The following is a 16879-nucleotide window of genomic DNA, read 5'->3' as shown; positions in this document are numbered from 1 at the left end:
ATCAGCAATGAGCACGAAGGGCACGATCCTCGTCACCGGCGGCGCGGGCTATATCGGTTCGCACACCGCCGTCGAGCTGCTCGAGCACGGCTACGACGTCGTGATCGCCGACAACCTCGTCAACAGCAAGCGCGAGGCGATCGCACGGATCGAGAAGATCACGGGCAAGACGCCCGCCTTCCACGAAGTCGACGTCTGCGACGAGCGCGCGCTCGCGCGGGTGTTCGACGCGCATCCGATCACGGCCGCGATTCACTTCGCCGCGCTGAAGGCGGTCGGCGAATCGGTCGCGAAGCCCGTCGAGTATTACCGCAACAACCTCGACGGCCTGCTGTCGCTGCTGCGCGTGATGCGCGAGCGCAACGTGAAGCGGATCGTGTTCAGCTCGTCGGCGACCGTATACGGCGTGCCCGAGCGCTCGCCGATCGACGAGACGTTCCCGCTCTCGGCGACCAACCCGTACGGCCAGACGAAGCTGATCGCCGAGCAGATCCTGCGCGACGTCGAGCTCGCCGATCCGGCCTGGCGCGTCGCGACGCTGCGCTACTTCAATCCGGTCGGCGCGCACGAGAGCGGCCTCATCGGCGAGGACCCGGCCGGCATTCCGAACAACCTGATGCCGTACGTCGCGCAGGTCGCGGTCGGCAAGCTCGAGAAGCTGCGTGTGTTCGGCAGCGACTACCCGACGCCCGACGGCACCGGCGTACGCGACTACATCCATGTCGTCGATCTCGCGCGCGGCCACATCGCGGCGCTCGACGCACTCGAGCGCCGCGACGCGAGCCTCACCGTCAACCTCGGCACGGGCCGCGGCTACAGCGTGCTCGAAGTCGTGCGCGCGTTCGAGAAGGCGTCGGGGCGGCCCGTGCCGTACGAGCTCGTCGCGCGCCGCCCGGGCGACGTCGCCGAGTGCTACGCGAACCCCGCCGCCGCGGCCGATATCATCGGCTGGAAGGCCGAGCGCGACCTCGACCGGATGTGCGCGGACCACTGGCGCTGGCAGGAAAACAACCCGCGCGGTTTTGTATAATCCGCTGTCCAATTTCCGGGCACGCCCATGCTCAGCTTCGCCGTCGGCTTCATCGTCTCGCTTCTCGTCACGCTGCTCATCGTCCGCTATGCGCACCTGCACGAGAAATTCTCGATCGACAACGATCTCGCCGGCGTGCAGAAATTCCATGCGCGGCCGGTGCCGCGGGTGGGCGGCATCGGCATTCTGATCGGGCTCGTGGTCGCGACGGCGCTGCTGTCGCGCCGGTATCCGGCGATCGCGGGCAGCATTCTCGGGCTCGCCGCGTGCGGGCTGCCCGCGTTCGCGTCCGGGCTGATCGAGGATCTGACGAAGAAAGTGACGCCCGCCGCGCGGCTTGTCTGCACGATGGCGGCCGCGGCGCTCGCGTTCGTGCTGATGGGCATCGCGATCACGCGCATCAGCGTGCCGCCCCTCGATTTCCTGCTCGGCTACGCGGCGATCTCGGCCTCGGTCACGGTGCTCGCCGTCGCCGCGCTCGCGAACGCGGTCAACATCATCGACGGCTTCAACGGCCTCGCATCGATGGTCGCGTTCATGATGTTCGCGTCGCTCGCGTACGTCGCGTTCCAGGTCGGCGATCCGGTCGTGATGTCCGGCTCGATCGTGATGATGGGCGCGATCATGGGCTTCTTCATCTGGAACTTTCCGGCGGGCCTCATCTTCCTCGGCGACGGCGGCGCGTACTTCATCGGCTTCATGCTCGCCGAGCTCGCGATCTCGCTCGTGATGCGGCACCGCGAGGTGTCCGCGTGGTATCCGGTGCTGCTCTTCATGTATCCGATCTTCGAGACCTGCTTCTCGATCTATCGGAAGAAATTCATTCGCGGCATGTCGCCCGGCATCCCGGACGGCGTGCACCTGCATATGCTCGTCTACAAGCGGCTGATGCGCTGGGCGGTCGGCACGCGCGCCGCGCACGAGCTCACGCGCCGGAATTCGCTGACGTCGCCGTACCTGTGGCTGCTCTGCCTCGTCGCGGTGATTCCCGCGACGCTCTTCTGGCAGCACACGATCCATTTGTTCGCGTTCGTGATCGTGTTCGCGCTCACGTACGTGTGGCTTTACGTGAGCATCGTCCGGTTCAAGTCGCCGCGCTGGATGGTGGTCCGCAAGCATCAGCCGAGGCGGTAACGCGGCGGCGGCACAACGGCAGGCAAAAAAAAGCGCGAGCCGATCTTCGACTCGCGCTTTTTCCATGAAGCAGCCCATCCTGAATTGGGATCGATGCCGTTTCGGCCGCTCGCTGTTCCCGCTACCGTTTCGAGCGTTGATTCAACGAATCGAACGCTTGCCGTGCGCCTCGCATGTTCGAGCGAACGCGGCAACGAATTCAGCGGCGCGGCGCCCCGGCCTTCACGCTTCGCCGCCGCCGAATTCCTCCCGGCCGAAACCGACTGCCCAACTTGCCCGCTTCGCGGAGCTGAACGATTCGGCAGGCCCGAACGGGCACGTTCTCGGCCGGGCGCGCGCCTATACGCCGGCCCCGCCCGCGGCCCTGCTTCTCGGCCGGCGTCACGCCTCGCGGCCGATGCCGGCGACGAGCCCGTTGCCGGTCGGCACGCTCTGCAGCGTCGGCCCGGCAGCCGGCTGATACTCGGGCACCCAGCGCCGCAGATCGCGCCGCACTTCGTCGTCGCTCAGCACACGGTGCTGCATCAGCCACGGCAGCAGCTCGTCGAGCAGGTGATCGGGCACCTCGCGCGCGCGCGCGGTGCGCAGCTTCGGATGCGGCGTGCGGGTCGTCGTCTCGTCGTCGGCGAGCAGTTCCTCGTAGAGCTTCTCGCCCGGACGCAGCCCGCTGAACTCGATGCGGATGTGATCCTCGGTGAAGCCGTAGAGGCGGATCAGATCGCGCGCGAGATCGACGATCTTCACCGGCTCGCCCATGTCGAGGATGAAGATCTCGCCGCCCTGCCCCATGCTCGACGCCTGCAGCACGAGCTGCGACGCCTCGGGAATCGTCATGAAGAAACGCGTGATCTCCGGATGCGTGACCGTTACCGGACCGCCCTTCGCGATCTGCTGCTGGAATTTCGGAATCACGCTGCCCGCGCTGCCGAGCACGTTGCCGAAGCGCACCGTCTCGAACTGCGTGCGCGCGCTCGTCTGCTGCAGTGCCTGACAGGCCATCTCCGCGAGGCGCTTGCTCGCGCCCATCACGTTCGTCGGGTTCACGGCCTTGTCGGTCGAGATCAGCACGAAATGCCGGACGTCGTGGCGGATCGCCGCACGCGCGACGCGATACGTGCCGAGCACGTTGTTGCGCAACGCCTGCCACGCGTTGAGCTCCTCCATCAGCGGCACGTGCTTGTACGCGGCCGCGTGGAACACGATGTGCGGCGCATAGCGCGACATCACCTGATCGAGCAGCAGCGAATCCTTCGCATCCCCGATGATCGGCACGACGGGCAGATCGGGAAAGCGCTCGCGGAGCTCTTCGGTCAGGCGATACATCGCGTATTCGGACAAATCGAAGGCGATCAGTTGCGCGGGCTGGAATTTCAGGATCTGGCGGCAGAGCTCCGAGCCGATTGAGCCGCCCGCGCCGGTCACCATCACGACGCGGCCGCGCAGCAGCGCTTCGACGTGCGGCGTGTCGATCGTCACGGCCTCGCGGCCGAGCAGATCCTCGAGGTCGATCTGACGGATCTGCGACAGGAAGCCCTGGCCCGGCATCAGCGCGGTCAGCGACGGCAGCACCATCGCCTTGACGCCGGCGCGCACGCAGAGCGTGGCGACGCGGCGCTGCGCTTCGACCGAAGCGGACGGGATCGCGATGATCGCGTATTCGGCCTTCGCGGTCTCGGCCCAGTGCGCGACTTCGCTAATGGGGCCGAGCACCTTGTAGCCGTAGACTTCGCGCCCGTGCTTCGCGGGATCGTCGTCGAGCAGGCCGGCGAGACGCCATTCGCCGGAGCGCGACAGCTCGCGCGCGAGGCTCGCGCCCGCAGAACCCGCACCGAGCACGAGGACCGGCTTACCCTGGCCCACGAGTCCGCCGTACAGGTAAAACTCCTTCGTCGTGCGATAAAGCGCACGGGCACCACCCATTGCCAGGAACAACAGCATCGGCGTCAGCACGAGCACCGAACGCGGGATGATCGGCGCAGGTTGCAACATGACGGCACCGATCATCACAATCAAGCTGCCGAATATGACCGCTTTGGAAATCCGTACCAAGTCGGGCAAACTCGCGAACACCCAAAGGCCACGATAGAGCCCAAACACATGAAACATCACCCCATACACAGGGATGATCCAGGCGAGCGCGATTAGTCCACCAGACAGGAACTCTCCCGGAACGGAACCATTGAATCTGACAAGATAAGCAATCAGCCATGCGCCGCAAACTGCCGTCAAGTCGAACAAGAATGCGCTTAGCGACAGCCACGATGCTTTTGGTCTAATCATAAGTGGCAAACCTCGTATAGCTATTTTGTTTTCGCTGCGGATACGTGATGCCATCGGAGATCAATCGCGGCACCGACAATCGCCAGTACGCCGTACCACAGGCAGAACACGGCCCATTGCTTGCATGTCGATCGGCCCAACGCCCACAGTGCCGCGGCGATACCGGCGCACATGATGACGTATGCACACTCCGCCATACGCGCATGTCCGACGCCCGAACGAATCACCCGCTGATAGTAATGCTCGCGATGCGCTTGCCAAAACTTCTCACCTCGTAACAAACGTCTCAGTAATGTTACGGATGCATCACATATAAAGGGAGCAAACACCATGGCCGGAAACCAGATCGGCCATGCACCCGTGCGCCACCCCCAGTAGCCGAACGCGCCCGCGAGGAAGCCGACGGAAATAGATCCGGCATCGCCGAGAAAGAGTTTCGCCGGGTGAAAGTTCAACCACAGGAACCCCCCTGCCGCTCCCGCGATCGCTGCGGATGCGAGCGCAAGTCCCGGTGACGAATTCGGCGCCAGAAACGCCGCGGCTGAATAAGCGCCGAAACCGAACAGCGTCATGCCACCCGCCAGTCCGTCCGCGCCATCCATGAAATTATAGAGATTGATGAGCCATAACATCAGAAAAGCAACGAGCGTCAGCCACCACCACGGCGCCAAAGCCGGATACGCGAGCATCAATATCGCCACAGCCAAGAGATGTCCAGCGAATCGCACGCGCGCCGACAAGCCTCGGCGATCGTCGACTTGAGACATGGTTGCGAGTCCCAATGTGAGCAAGGCGATCACCCAAAGTTCGGGGGTGAAGAGCATCATGGCCGCAACCGACACCGGCACGACCCCCCATCCGCCAACGCGCGGCGTCGGACGAACATGAAGCGAACGGTCATTGGGGACGTCGGTCGCCAAGCGCCACGCAAGACCGGTCGCCAGCAAACCACGCAAGATCGCAGCGCACACCGCCGCTGCGCACAGGAAAATTCCGATGGCGCCCAGCCACGGAGAAACCAAACCATTCAGCATGACGGAATTCTACTCGGGAGAACAAGTGGTTCGATACCATCGAGCGGTCGCACACAAACCTTCACGTGTAGAAAATGGGGGGCGCCAGTCGAGCGTGCGACGTATCAGCGATGCATCTACGCGAAGACTGCCGGTCAGCCGCTCGATTTGCGGCGTGCGTCCCATCACGCGCCCCAACAGGTACAGCGCTCGCGTTGGCACTGGAAAGAGTCGTGCTGGCTTGTTCAACTGCTCGCCAATAACTTTCAGCAGATCCGTTACCGTCGGTGCGTCGTCGTCGGCCACATGAAAGGTGCAATTGGCTGCTCTCGGATCGTCCACGCAGCATGTCAGCACATCGGCGAGATTACCAACGTACAAGAGGCTGCGTCGTGCGCTGATCATTCCAAGCGGCAGTGGAACGCCACGCGCAACTACACGCATGAGACTCAAGAAATTCGCCCGCACGCCCGGCCCATAGACGAGTGGTGGACGGATGATCACAATCTCCATTCCGGACGCTCGCCCGAGCTGTCGCAGCGCCTCTTCCGCTTTCCACTTCGAATGCCCATAGGCATCTTCGGGGCGCGGCTCGGCGTCTTCGGTCAACGGCACGCCGCCGTCGCGTTCCGCCACCGCCTTGATGCTACTCACGAACACGAAGCGGCGCGCGCCCAGCTGACGAGCAGCACGTGCGATCCGCAATGTTCCAGTCACGTTGGTCGCGTCGAAAGCTGCCTGTGGATCGCGCACGCCATCCCGCATGACATGTACACGGGCAGCTAGGTGGACGACGCAGTCGATCACCTCGCCCGACCGAAATGCATTGTCATCGAGACCGACGAAATCGGCGCGATCGTCAACCCATTCCACTACGCCATGAACGCAACCGCCCGCCCGTCTGACGAGTCCTGTCACGTGATGTCCGCGATTCAGAAGGGACTCACACGCCGCACGCCCCACAAAACCGTTCGCGCCAGTCACGAGAATTCGACTCACCACCATCTCCAGCCGAAACGATTAAAGAACTTAAATGCCGACGCGACAAACAAGCGGACGTGCAACCATCCCTTACGAGCCGCCCCTCCGCCGTAATGCACGATGCGCACGTCGGGAACATAGGCGACGCGCGTCACGTCGTGCGCGCGCAAGCTGAGATCATAGTCCTCGAAATAAAGGAAGTAGCGCGCATCGAAGCCAGCAAGCGATTTGAGCACGTCCGTTCGAAACAACATGAAACAACCGCTGACGATCGGCGGTTCCCAAACGACGTCCCGCTCGTTGATCCGATCACGCATCTCATACCGCGCAAGACGCGCGCCGAATGGCTTTCGCAAACGAACCGGCAGGAAACCGCGCACAAAAAGATCGAGGACGGTCGGAACACGTCGACAAAGATATTGAATGTGCCCGTCCTCGCCTGCAATGAAAGGGGACAACAAGCCGAGAGCGGGATGACGGTCGAAGAAGTCAAGCGAACACGCCAGCGCATCGTTATCGAGATCGATATCCGGATTCAGGATGAGGTGATACCCGCTGTCGATCTGATCGATTGCAAGATTGTGCCCGCATCCATAGCCGACATTGCCGTGTCCTGACAGGACTGCGCTGCCGATGCCGTAATCGCGCAGCAAATCTGACGCCGGAGAGAGATCATGTGCGCCGCCGTTGTTCACGAGGTAGACGAAGATCGGCAATGCTGGCCACCGGCTGCGAAGTCTGTCGACGGCAACGCACAGACTGTACGCGGTCCGCATCAACACTGTCATGTCCGGCCGGTACACGACGATCGATATGGTCAATCCCCGCCCAAATCCGGGCTGCAACGTGGAGACAGTCATTTCAGAATCAGGAAAACTCGCCCCTTGCCAATTGGCAGGCGATTCATGCATCGAAAATGCAAGTTTGATGAAAAGTCGCGAAACGAGCAAGCCGGCTCACGCTCGACAAGCGCCCTCTACGCACCCAGTCCAGTGGCAAGAAATCTCGTAAGCGCTCGTCAGAACATCGCACGAGCCCGCTCACGATTGATTACACGCCATACGCCCGCACCGGATGCCGACACAAATTCCAAAACCGTTACAGTTGTTACAATCCGCGAATTTCATTATGAAAAATTACAAAATGCCATCATCTCTCCAACCGCGCTACACTACGAAAACGATTAGCTTCAACACCATCGGGCGCCGCCCGCCGTAAGGACTGGGCGCTATGGTCACCATGTCTCGGCGGCGCAGTTAAGTGGATTAGGCTTGCACGTCACTCGTTCAGCATGCCCAACTCCGGAACGTCATGTCGCTCGACACGGCCGCGTCGAGCGGCGCGCTTCCGAGCGGACATGTCTGCGGTGTCGGTTGGAATTTGCGCCATCCCGACTTTTACGAAGCAAGCTGCCTCCGGCTGCGCCGTTCGCCCGAAGCGCTCCCCGCGCCGGAGATCGAATCCCATCCCCATATCCCTCTAGATAGTCAGCAACATAATGTTCATCCTGTTCGGCTCGCCGAGATCGGGCACCACCCTCTTCAAAGAATCCCTCAATCTCCACAGTGCGATATTCATTCCGAATCAAACCACGTTCATCAGCCCGGTCGCTCACGTCATCAGCTGCATCAGCGATTGGTCGGCCGCGCGCAAAATCATCGCCGAGATCATTGTCTCGACCGATGACTACCGCGAAGTGCTTGAACCGTACATCTCGGTTCAGGAAGTCGAAGCCGTGCTTGCGCAAGCCGAACCGACGCTCGCGGGCGTCCTGTCAGCGATCTACGGCCGCATCGCAAGCAACACGGGCAAACACGTCTGCGGCGACAAGACCCCGGACGACCTGCTGTCCATCCGTAAGCTCGAACAGGTCGGCCTGCTCAACTCAAATCTCAAGTTCATCCACATCGTCCGCGACGTTCGCGGCGCGATGGCATCGCTGAGAAATGTGACGTGGGCCCCTCAGGGGATCGACGAGTACTTTCCCCGCCTCTGGAACTACACCAACCTGCATCTTTTCAAAGCGATGCAGGGGCGAACGAACTATCTGCTCGTTCGCTACGAAGACCTCGTGTCCGATCCGCGCATCGCACTGTCTTGCACTTCGTTTTTCCTCGGCCTGCCGTTCGAGGAAAACATGCTCGACAATACGCAACGAGCGCCTGTGTTGCGCAACGATCAGAGCCATCTGAACCTGTCGCAGCCCTTCCTCAAGGAACGGGCGCAGTCCTGGCAAAACGAACTCCCGCCAGAGATCAACCGCCATTGCGTCACCACGGCGGCCGAGGCAATGGCAGCATTCGGCTACCTCTGAGCGTGCGCGTTGGCAAGGCCACGGCGCCAACGCGCCCTCGCCTTGCTGCGCCACCAATGACACCGTTTACGCTCACGAGCCGACGGCATCGATCACGCTCCAATCGTCAACCAATCACCGTCGATCCAAAGGCTTCCGCGTGACGCGGGTCGATGGCGTATTCGTAGAATGCCGCCCGTGTCGGAAAGGCGGGCAGCGTCGTCTGAAAGAAGCACAGCAGTTCCGTCATGCCCTTGTTGTCGAGAAAACGCTTGAACGCGGCCAGATCCGCCGCGCCCAACTCGGTGGAAAAGAGCCTCGGACCGGACATTGCCAATGCTTGGGCAATCACGGCCGCAATTTCGATCCGTACTTTGCTCAGATCTTCCTTGATCGTATTGCGCTCGTGCACTCGGTAGACAATATGCTCACGATCGCCATCGACACACACTGAACTGTGTGCAAACGCAAACATCAGGAAATCGAGATCATGGCAGTACCGCAACGGCTGGAAACCACCAGCAGCTTGCCACAGCGCACGGTCGAACACCATGTTCGACGTCGTCGCGACAAAATTCTCGTTCAGGAGCGCCAGTTGAGCAAGCTTAGTGTCGTCGAGGAACTGCTGCGCCCGCCTCAGCCAATCGATCGCGGCGCCGCTATGCTGCCTAACGCCGTTGTCATCCATGATGCTGACTCGCCCCGCAATGAGACCGACGCCGGGTTGCTCGCGCACGATCGCTCTGCAACGCGCGAGTTTGGTAGGTACAAAAACGTCGTCGGAGTTGAGAACGGCGACAAAGTCACCGCGGCTCAAGCCAATCGCGCGATTGATCGTGTTATGCGCTCCAGCGTTGTCTTGTCGATACGCCTTCGCCTTTGGAATCTTCGACAGCACGCGCTGCGCGACGTCAAAGCCGTTGTCGGACGAACCGTCGTCGATCAGAATGATCTCGTCGGCCTGCGACGTCTGCGACAGCACGCTATCCAGCGCGCTTTCGATGTAACGGGCATGATTGTAGAGAGGGATCACGACCGAGATGGTGGCGGCCTCTACTGCTCCCGCAGAGGTCGCACGACAGAATCGGAAAATCGACATATTCGTCAATCAGTATATGCTGACCGGTCGCAAGCGGCCGGTGCTTCGTTCATTGAATATCGGTATCGAAGAACGGGAAGTAGCGCGATCGGTAGTGCAAATCTCTCGTTCGTTCCTTGATGAAGCGCGCGGGATTTCCGCCGACGATCGTATAAGGCGCCACGTCACGCGTCACGACCGCCCCCGCACCGACAACCGCCCCTTCGCCGATGTGTACGCCGGGACAAATGATCGCGCGCGCGCCGATCCACGCGTGATCCTCGATCACCACCGGTTTGCATAGACACACGAAATCCGGATTCTGCGGATCGTGCGTCAAGGTCTGGATCAACGTGTAGTGTGAAATGTTGACGTTGTTCCCGATCGTCAGCGGCACGCGGCCGTCGAGATACGTGTAGCGGTTGACGACGGTGTTGTCGCCGATCGAGATGTGATAGCCGGTAACGAAGCATCCCATCGCAATGCTCGAATCCCGGCCGATCCGCACCTGGCAGAATCGCCGCAAAAACCAATGCCGGATGCGATACGGCATGTAGTTCATGAAGAGGTGATTGCCGAGATAAAAACACACTGCCGGCTTGAAACGCCAGCGGACGAAACGGCAGAACGACTTCAACGAATGGATCATGTGCCCCCTCTCACGCCGCTCAGCGATTCGCGGCTTTCACTGCGCCCTCGATGATTTCCTCGTACCGCTTGACGATATTCGCGAAATCGAATCGCTCATAGATCTTGCAACGACCAAGCATGCCGCGCTTTTGCCACACGTCGGCATTCGATGCCATCTCGTCCATCGCATCGGCAAGGCGCGGAGCGATCGCATACTGCCGAGGCACATAGGCAAGTTCATCCAGCAGTTTCGAGTTCAGGTTCGGCGTATCGCCGTATTCGTTTGGAATCAGTATGCCAACATCGCCGTTCTCGATCACTTCCGCCGACGCGCCGGTGTCGGTCAGTATCATCGGCTTTTGATAGAACATCGCCTCGTTCATTGCGATGCTCCACCCTTCGATGAACGACGGCAGAAGAAAAGCATCCGCCATTCGATGCACGTCCTCGACATCGGGGAAATAACCCGGCATCAGAATATGCTGCTCGAGTCCATGTTCGACAAGATACTGGCGCAGCGCGTCAACGTGCGGCGGGAAGATAACATTGCCAACGCACAGTATCTTTACGTCCTGTCGGCGCGTCAGCAAATGGCGCATCGCATCCGCCATCACGTAGTGCCCCTTGTGCAAATTGTAGGACGCAACGTTCGCGAAGACGTAATCCGTGTCGGCGAGACCTAGCTGCGCGCGTGTCAGCTTTGCCGGTTTCCTCTCCCTCGCTTCGTGCTCCGAAAGGATCAACCCGTTCGGCACGGTCACGACCTTGCTCTCCGATACGCCGAGCTTCTGCACCGCGTAACGCGTCGCATTTTTCGAGACCGACACGTAGTGATCCACGTACCGGTCGTTGCTCGCGAACGACTGCGCCTGCGCGTCCGAAAAGAACGCGTAAACATTGTGGATGAACGTGATGTTCGGAATGCCGAGCCGCGCGAACAGCGGATAACCGGTATCCGAGAAGTGCGACATCGAGACATCTGCGGTCAATTCACGGAGCACGCGCTCGTACGCCGCAAGCGTGTTCGAAGACGGCAGACCGACCACCGTCAAACCCGCGTCGCGCGCAACAGCGCCGAGATGCCCAACCTTGCCCGGCGTGACGATCGTTACGTCGAATCGGTTTCTATCGAATGCGATCGCCGAGTCGAGCACCACTTTTTCAAGACCGCCTTTATCGAACGACGCCAATTCGATCACGACGCCGAGTCGGCCGTCCGAACGCGGGCGACGCTGCGGCGGCTTACGAAACATTGAAAGCAAGGAGCGCAACATGAATTTGAATGAAGTCCAGTGATTTCGTCAGTGAATATCGAACGCGTTCGACCGGAGTTTGCGGGAGCCCGCCTTGACTCCGATGGAGTCGAGCAAACCCGACAACAGGTTCGCGACGCTCTCCACGGAATACTCGGCGGCAGCCGCCACAAAGCCGGCATCGGCGACATGCTGCCAAAGCTGGCGATCTTCGTGCAGTTTCACGATCGCATCGGCGATCTCCTCCGCGCCGTCGCCCTCGAGCACCTGCTCGCCAGCGACGAGCCCCATCCCCTCGCTCGCCACCTTGCTCAGTACGCACGGTAGCCCGTGCAATAGACTGGACACAACCTTGCCTTTGATTCCTGCACCGAAACGCAGCGGCGCGACTGAAACTCGCGCGGCGTCCATCACTTCTCCAAGGTTCTCCACGAAACCGACGATCGTCACGCCGGCGACAGGGTTATCGAGCGTGCGCACTTCATCTGTCGTGCCGCTACCCACGATGCGCAATTCCGCATCCGGCAAACGCCGGCGCACGAGCGGCCAAATGTCCTTTACCAGGAACTTCACGGCATCGACGTTGGGACGGTGAGCAAAACCGCCGACAAACAGCACGCCCGAGCGCTCGTCGAACGAACGGGTCGACCGAGTAGGCAAGCGCGGAATCGGAATTCGATGTACGTTCGCGTCCGGCACGATGTCTCTGAGGATGTCGCCCTCGAGGCGGCTGACGACGATCGTCGCGTTGGCCTCGGACACCGCCTGAATCTCCGCTCGCCGCAACAGCAGCGCCTCTTCGAGAGCCTCCGGCGAACGCTCGAGAATCGCCGCTCGCTCTTCCCGCAGATAATGCAAGTCGACTGTGCCGAACACGATCTTGATACCCGGCACATCATGGCGAAGCGGCTCGATCACGTGTCGCGCGACAATGATGCGCTGTGCGATCACAACCGCGGCGCCCTTCGCTTCTTCTGTCACGAGACGATTGAGCGACGGAAGATCGGTAGCATATTGCACGCGCACGCCCCAGCGCCGAAGCGCGTCCGCATAGCTTTCGACTGGCGTCTGCTCGAAGGCCGCGATGAAACTTACGTCGAATCCGAACTCGCGGAAGATGCGCATGTACCAGTACGCGTCGACCGATCCGGAGTCTTGATCGGGCTTCGGCACGAACGCATCGACGATCACGATCTTCGGACGATGCGACAGCGGCAGCACGTCACCGAACGCCCGATCAGCGCGGAACAATTTTTCGTAACGCTGCCGAAGCGACCAGCGTTGATGCGCATCATCCCATGTAGAACTGACGGGAACGTCGGCGCACTCGTCCGGACCATGTGCGGTAAACCGCGCGAACGGCTGCAGATACGTATTCGCACCGCGCTTGGCGAGTTCGAGCGCAATCAACACAAGACCAGTCGAAACCGGCGGCACGTGATCGAACGCGCTTGCGATATCGTCCCAGATGCGCTTGCGGATTGCGATGATCCCGGGGCTCGCCGCCTTCACCGGAACGACGGTGCGAATCAACGGGTTGTCCGCCGCCAAGCCGACGCCGAACGGCTTCATCCGAGCGCTCGCATCGACAACGGCGCCTGCCGCCCGCACCTGCCCGTGCCTGTTGAGCACGAGCCCAGTCACGGCCGCCGCATCGGGAAAGCGCGCGAAGACCTCGTCAATCGCCTCAAGCCAACCGGGATGTGCAGCAAGATCTTCCGAAATCAACACGACAAATGCCTCGTCCGGCGACGCGATGAACTCGGCCAGCGTGGCGAGCGACATCCCCGCCTCCACGATCGCAAGTGCGCGGACCCCACTGTCGGCCACGAGCCGCGCGTCTGCCGGACCGGCCAGCAATACCTGGAACGGAACCGACGTCGTATGCTGACTCAACGCAGCGAGACAGTGGTCGAGCGCCTTGCCGCGACCGGTCGATTGAACGACCACGATCGCGCGCGGTACGGCAGATTGCTCGAATCGACGCAGCGTGCTCGCCGATACGGCGGTGGATATGACGGCCTCGGCGACACGGCCTCCCGGAACAGCATCCGAACGTGCCGAAGCTTGCCGCTGGCGAGCCGTGCGCAGACGCCGCGCAGCAAAACGCAACGGTTTCGTGACGCGCCAAGAGGCCGAGCGGAAAATCATGTCGGCTTGTTGGCGCAGATCTTCGTTCTCACGCAGCAGCGCCGCTATCGAAGGCTCGATCGCGGGTTCAGCCACCGGCCCGGCAGCAAACGCGTGCAGCGAACCAACCCCACCCGCGTTCGCGCGCTTCACATACCCCGCCATTTCGTCGACTTGCGACAGCAGCTGCCTCGACACTTCTTTCTGCTCAGCGAGCGCATTCAGCACTTCCCGAACGGGCATTGCGTCGGCAGGCTGCGCGGCGATAACCGCCCGAGGCACATCCCCCCCCCTCAGGCGGCCCAGTTCGCTCGTGAGCTTCGCGATCTGCGCGTTGCACTCGATGATGACTTCATTAAGTCTCACGGTTTCGACCGTTAGACGACCGATTTCCGCATCGCGCTTTAGCACCTCTTCGGTCAGTCTGACAGTGTCGGCCACCAGACGGCCGATTTCGTCAGCACGGCTCATCGTCTCGGTCGTCAAGCGCACGATCTCGGCGCCTTGGGCGCCGATCTGATCGTTGCGGGCGTTGTCGTAACGGCCGAATGACACGCCGCCGTCCAGGAGATCGTCGTCCGGCTCCGGAATCGGGCCGTCGGATGCGATCGCGATGAAATAGACCGGATCCACGACGCCGAGCGTCGAACGATATTCGCCGATCGAAGTTTCCGACCAGCAATGGATCTCACGTGCGCCCACCCTCCCTTCTCGCTGCAGCACGGAACCCGCGATCGGCTTCTGCTCGAAGAGAACGAAATGCTTGAATCCACTCTTCAACCATTCGACGAACTCGTCGCGATCGAGTTCGCGTACGTGATATTCGTTCGGCGGCGCACCCGGCGGCGAATAGATCGGTCGATTGGGCGTCGAAATTATCATCAGACCATTGGGTTTCAGCACGCGACGGGCCTCGCGCATGAAAGCCTCGTGCTCACGGAAATGCTCTAGCGTCTCGAACGAATTGAGTATGTCGACCGAAGCATCCGGCAGCGGGATGCTTGTCGCGCTACCGTATTCGAATCGCAAATTGGCCTGGTCGCCATACCTGACGCGTGCGTTCTGTACGGCTCGCGCGTCGATATCGACGCCGATCACGGACTTCGCAGCTTGCGCGAGCAGTGCCGACCCATAGCCCTCCCCGGACGCGATGTCGAGCACATCCTTGCCCGCGCAGAGCCCCGTCGAGAAGAGATAGCGATGATAGTGCTCGTATTGAATCGGGCCGCCCACCCCAGGCAGATAACGCTCACCGGTAAACTCGTGACCGTTTTCTGCACCTTTGAATCGAAACCTTCGGGCTTGCATTGTCATGTTGAAAAATCCTGCTCTACTAACTGGCGTAGCCTGGATGAACTGATCTCATTATTTGCTCCGCCGTCCTCCGCTGGTAGCGGCGACAATCACGCGACGCGATCGGATCCGCCCGTCACTACGATGCCGGCGAAACTTCGACGTGCACCATCGGCACACCGACGAGCGCGTGCCTGACCCTCGACGTATGCACGTCGAGCGGCAGCGCATCATGAATCCAATGGAGTTGGATGTGATCGTATTGCGTGCCTTCCGCCACGGCCACATTGATCGAGAAACGCCCTACGGGCAAGACGGGCATCAAGAACGAAAACTCCGCGCAAAGCGTAGTGTCCCCGTCACAGCGAACCGGCCTGTCTGCGTAACTCGCGTAGGTATTATCTCCGATCAGTTCCTGCCCCCGCTCATTCTTCAGAAAGAAGCCAACGATGGGCGACACGAGTGCATCGTCCACCTTGATGGCGACGCGCAACGTCACGGCCTCGCCACCGACGATCCACTCGAGCCGCCGCTTCTCGCCATCGACGAACGAGACGTCGACAATCTGCGCGCCGCCGGAGCCGAACGCCCGTGCATGGTGATCGAATGGCAGCACCTGAATGTCATTGCGCAGCGGCGATGCATTAATGATGTCTCGACGCTGGTCGTGCGCAGCGGGCACCTGCTTCGGCTCGACACGCTGCACACCGCTGGCAGTCCGCGCACTCGACGCCCCATGTCGCGCCTCCAAGTACGCAGTACAGACTTCAGCAGGGTCGCCCTCGGCAACGATTCGTCCGCTATCGATCCAGATTACCTTCGAGCACAGTTTCTTGATCGTCGACGTATCATGGCTGACGAACAGAATGGTTCCGTGCTTCTTGAAGACATGAAGAAACCGGTAACACTTCTGATTGAAGAAGGCGTCGCCCACGGCAAGCGCCTCGTCGATGATCAGGATGTCCGCATCGACGTGTGCAATCACTGCGAACGCCAAGCGCACGAACATGCCACTCGAATAGGTCTTGACCGGTTGATCGATGAAGTCGCCAATGTCGGCGAACGCCACGATCGAATCGTAGCGCTCGTCGATCTGCTGACGCGACAGCCCGTACAACTGCGCGTTCAGATAGATGTTCTCGCGGCCCGTGTATTCGACGTCGAAGCCGGAGCCGAGTTCGAGGAGCGCAGCCACCTTTCCGCGAACCACGATGTCTCCTGCCGTCGGCGCCAGCGTCCCGCACACGATCTGCAAAAGCGTGCTCTTGCCCGAGCCATTGCGACCGATGATGCCGACCGTCTCGCCTGCGGCCACGGAAAAGCTCACGTCGCGCAGTGCCCAAAACATGTTTGAAAGCGTGTCCGCACGGCGATGTGCCGCACTGCGCGCGGCCGCATTCGGCGCGAACCTGGCTGCGGCTCCAAGCACACTTCTTTTCAGCCGATCGGCAGGCCGTTCGTATGACGCGAACCCCTTGCTGATCTGGATAGCTTCGATTGCTATGTTTTCAGGCATGTAAACTGTTGGTCCCGAGGCGGCTTCGCGCGTCGCAAGGCGAACCGAGTGCGACATGCTCGCCCGCGAAAGGTGACGCTTCGGCCGTGGGAAACGACGCCGATGGCAAATAGGCCGTGATTCTACCTCGTTTCTCCATTTCACAATATGGGAAATTCTGCGTAGGCCTCGTTCGCTGCTCGCGGCTACGCGCCGGGCATCCAAATCCCACGGGCTATTGCGACTGTGACATTGCCACGTCGGTGCAC

The 16879-nt window shown here is 61.1% G+C and carries 12 protein-coding genes; 3 read left to right on the top strand and 9 right to left on the bottom strand.

Annotated features, from left to right (window positions below; all coding sequences use genetic code 11):
* The first annotated feature begins 7 nt into the window (after nucleotides 1-7).
* Together galE and WS78_RS03840 are read left to right on the top strand one after the other, a co-directional pair.
* Nucleotides 8-1030 (top strand): UDP-glucose 4-epimerase GalE, encoded by a 1023-nt coding sequence (gene galE / locus WS78_RS03845; protein WP_038745818.1) that lies wholly within the window; start codon nucleotides 8-10, stop codon nucleotides 1028-1030.
* A 27-nt stretch (nucleotides 1031-1057) separates the two neighbouring features.
* Complete coding sequence (locus WS78_RS03840; protein ID WP_038745820.1) at nucleotides 1058-2164, top strand: MraY family glycosyltransferase; 1107 nt, start codon at nucleotides 1058-1060, stop codon at nucleotides 2162-2164.
* A 381-nt stretch (nucleotides 2165-2545) separates the two neighbouring features.
* Here the strand turns inward: WS78_RS03840 and WS78_RS03835 are convergent, their stop codons facing one another.
* Genes WS78_RS03835 through WS78_RS03820 form a run of 4 tightly spaced genes read right to left on the bottom strand, consistent with a single transcriptional unit; the run spans nucleotide 2546 to nucleotide 7298 of the window.
* Nucleotides 2546-4444: a polysaccharide biosynthesis protein gene (locus WS78_RS03835; RefSeq protein WP_059583599.1), complete on the bottom strand. Its 1899-nt coding sequence runs from the start codon at nucleotides 4442-4444 to the stop codon at nucleotides 2546-2548.
* Nucleotides 4445-4464: 20 nt separating this feature from the next.
* A complete protein-coding gene (locus WS78_RS03830; protein ID WP_059583596.1) occupies nucleotides 4465-5478 on the bottom strand; it encodes an MraY family glycosyltransferase in 1014 nt (337 codons plus the stop codon).
* Nucleotides 5479-5487: 9 nt separating this feature from the next.
* On the bottom strand, nucleotides 5488-6456 hold the full coding sequence (locus WS78_RS03825; protein WP_063889479.1) for a UDP-glucose 4-epimerase family protein: 969 nt from the start codon (nucleotides 6454-6456) through the stop codon (nucleotides 5488-5490).
* Nucleotides 6453-7298 carry a glycosyltransferase family protein gene (locus WS78_RS03820; RefSeq protein ID WP_059583592.1) on the bottom strand — a complete coding sequence of 282 codons (846 nt, stop codon included), beginning with the start codon at nucleotides 7296-7298 and terminating at the stop codon, nucleotides 6453-6455. The genes WS78_RS03825 and WS78_RS03820 overlap by 4 nt, the downstream gene beginning before the upstream one ends.
* Before the next feature lie 638 nt (nucleotides 7299-7936).
* Between WS78_RS03820 and WS78_RS03810 the strand changes: the two genes are divergently transcribed.
* Nucleotides 7937-8752, top strand: coding sequence for a sulfotransferase family protein (locus WS78_RS03810; RefSeq protein ID WP_059583587.1), 816 nt, complete (start codon nucleotides 7937-7939; stop codon nucleotides 8750-8752).
* 106 nt (nucleotides 8753-8858) lie between these two features.
* Here WS78_RS03810 and WS78_RS03805 read toward each other — a convergent pair whose 3' ends face one another.
* The 5 genes from WS78_RS03805 to WS78_RS03785 all read right to left on the bottom strand — a co-directional run bounded on the left by WS78_RS03805 (nucleotide 8859) and on the right by WS78_RS03785 (nucleotide 16631).
* A complete protein-coding gene (locus WS78_RS03805; protein ID WP_231752092.1) occupies nucleotides 8859-9764 on the bottom strand; it encodes a glycosyltransferase family 2 protein in 906 nt (301 codons plus the stop codon).
* A gap of 115 nt (nucleotides 9765-9879) precedes the next feature.
* Entirely contained in the window at nucleotides 9880-10458 is a 579-nt protein-coding gene (locus WS78_RS03800; protein WP_006025513.1) for an acyltransferase, read from the bottom strand.
* A 19-nt stretch (nucleotides 10459-10477) separates the two neighbouring features.
* Nucleotides 10478-11713 carry a glycosyltransferase family 4 protein gene (locus tag WS78_RS03795; RefSeq protein WP_059583583.1) on the bottom strand — a complete coding sequence of 412 codons (1236 nt, stop codon included), beginning with the start codon at nucleotides 11711-11713 and terminating at the stop codon, nucleotides 10478-10480.
* Nucleotides 11714-11740: 27 nt separating this feature from the next.
* Complete coding sequence (locus WS78_RS03790) at nucleotides 11741-15136, bottom strand: glycosyltransferase (RefSeq protein ID WP_059583582.1); 3396 nt, start codon at nucleotides 15134-15136, stop codon at nucleotides 11741-11743.
* Nucleotides 15137-15254: 118 nt separating this feature from the next.
* Nucleotides 15255-16631 (bottom strand): ABC transporter ATP-binding protein, encoded by a 1377-nt coding sequence (locus WS78_RS03785; RefSeq protein ID WP_059583688.1) that lies wholly within the window; start codon nucleotides 16629-16631, stop codon nucleotides 15255-15257.
* Nucleotides 16632-16879: the final 248 nt, after the last annotated feature.

The organism is Burkholderia savannae, from assembly GCF_001524445.2.
Lineage (GTDB): Bacteria > Pseudomonadota > Gammaproteobacteria > Burkholderiales > Burkholderiaceae > Burkholderia > Burkholderia savannae.
Note: the sequence above shows the minus strand (reverse complement) of the source record. Positions and strands in the feature narration are given on the sequence as shown.

Coding starts and splice junctions, on each gene's coding strand:
- galE (WP_038745818.1), top strand. CDS start 8: ATGAGCACGAAGGGCACGATCCTCGTCACCGGCGGCGCGGGCTATATC.
- WS78_RS03785 (WP_059583688.1), bottom strand. CDS start 16,631: ATGCCTGAAAACATAGCAATCGAAGCTATCCAGATCAGCAAGGGGTTC.
- WS78_RS03840 (WP_038745820.1), top strand. CDS start 1,058: ATGCTCAGCTTCGCCGTCGGCTTCATCGTCTCGCTTCTCGTCACGCTG.
- WS78_RS03835 (WP_059583599.1), bottom strand. CDS start 4,444: ATGATTAGACCAAAAGCATCGTGGCTGTCGCTAAGCGCATTCTTGTTC.
- WS78_RS03810 (WP_059583587.1), top strand. CDS start 7,937: ATGTTCATCCTGTTCGGCTCGCCGAGATCGGGCACCACCCTCTTCAAA.
- WS78_RS03795 (WP_059583583.1), bottom strand. CDS start 11,713: ATGTTGCGCTCCTTGCTTTCAATGTTTCGTAAGCCGCCGCAGCGTCGC.
- WS78_RS03820 (WP_059583592.1), bottom strand. CDS start 7,298: ATGACTGTCTCCACGTTGCAGCCCGGATTTGGGCGGGGATTGACCATA.
- WS78_RS03830 (WP_059583596.1), bottom strand. CDS start 5,478: ATGCTGAATGGTTTGGTTTCTCCGTGGCTGGGCGCCATCGGAATTTTC.
- WS78_RS03790 (WP_059583582.1), bottom strand. CDS start 15,136: ATGACAATGCAAGCCCGAAGGTTTCGATTCAAAGGTGCAGAAAACGGT.
- WS78_RS03800 (WP_006025513.1), bottom strand. CDS start 10,458: ATGATCCATTCGTTGAAGTCGTTCTGCCGTTTCGTCCGCTGGCGTTTC.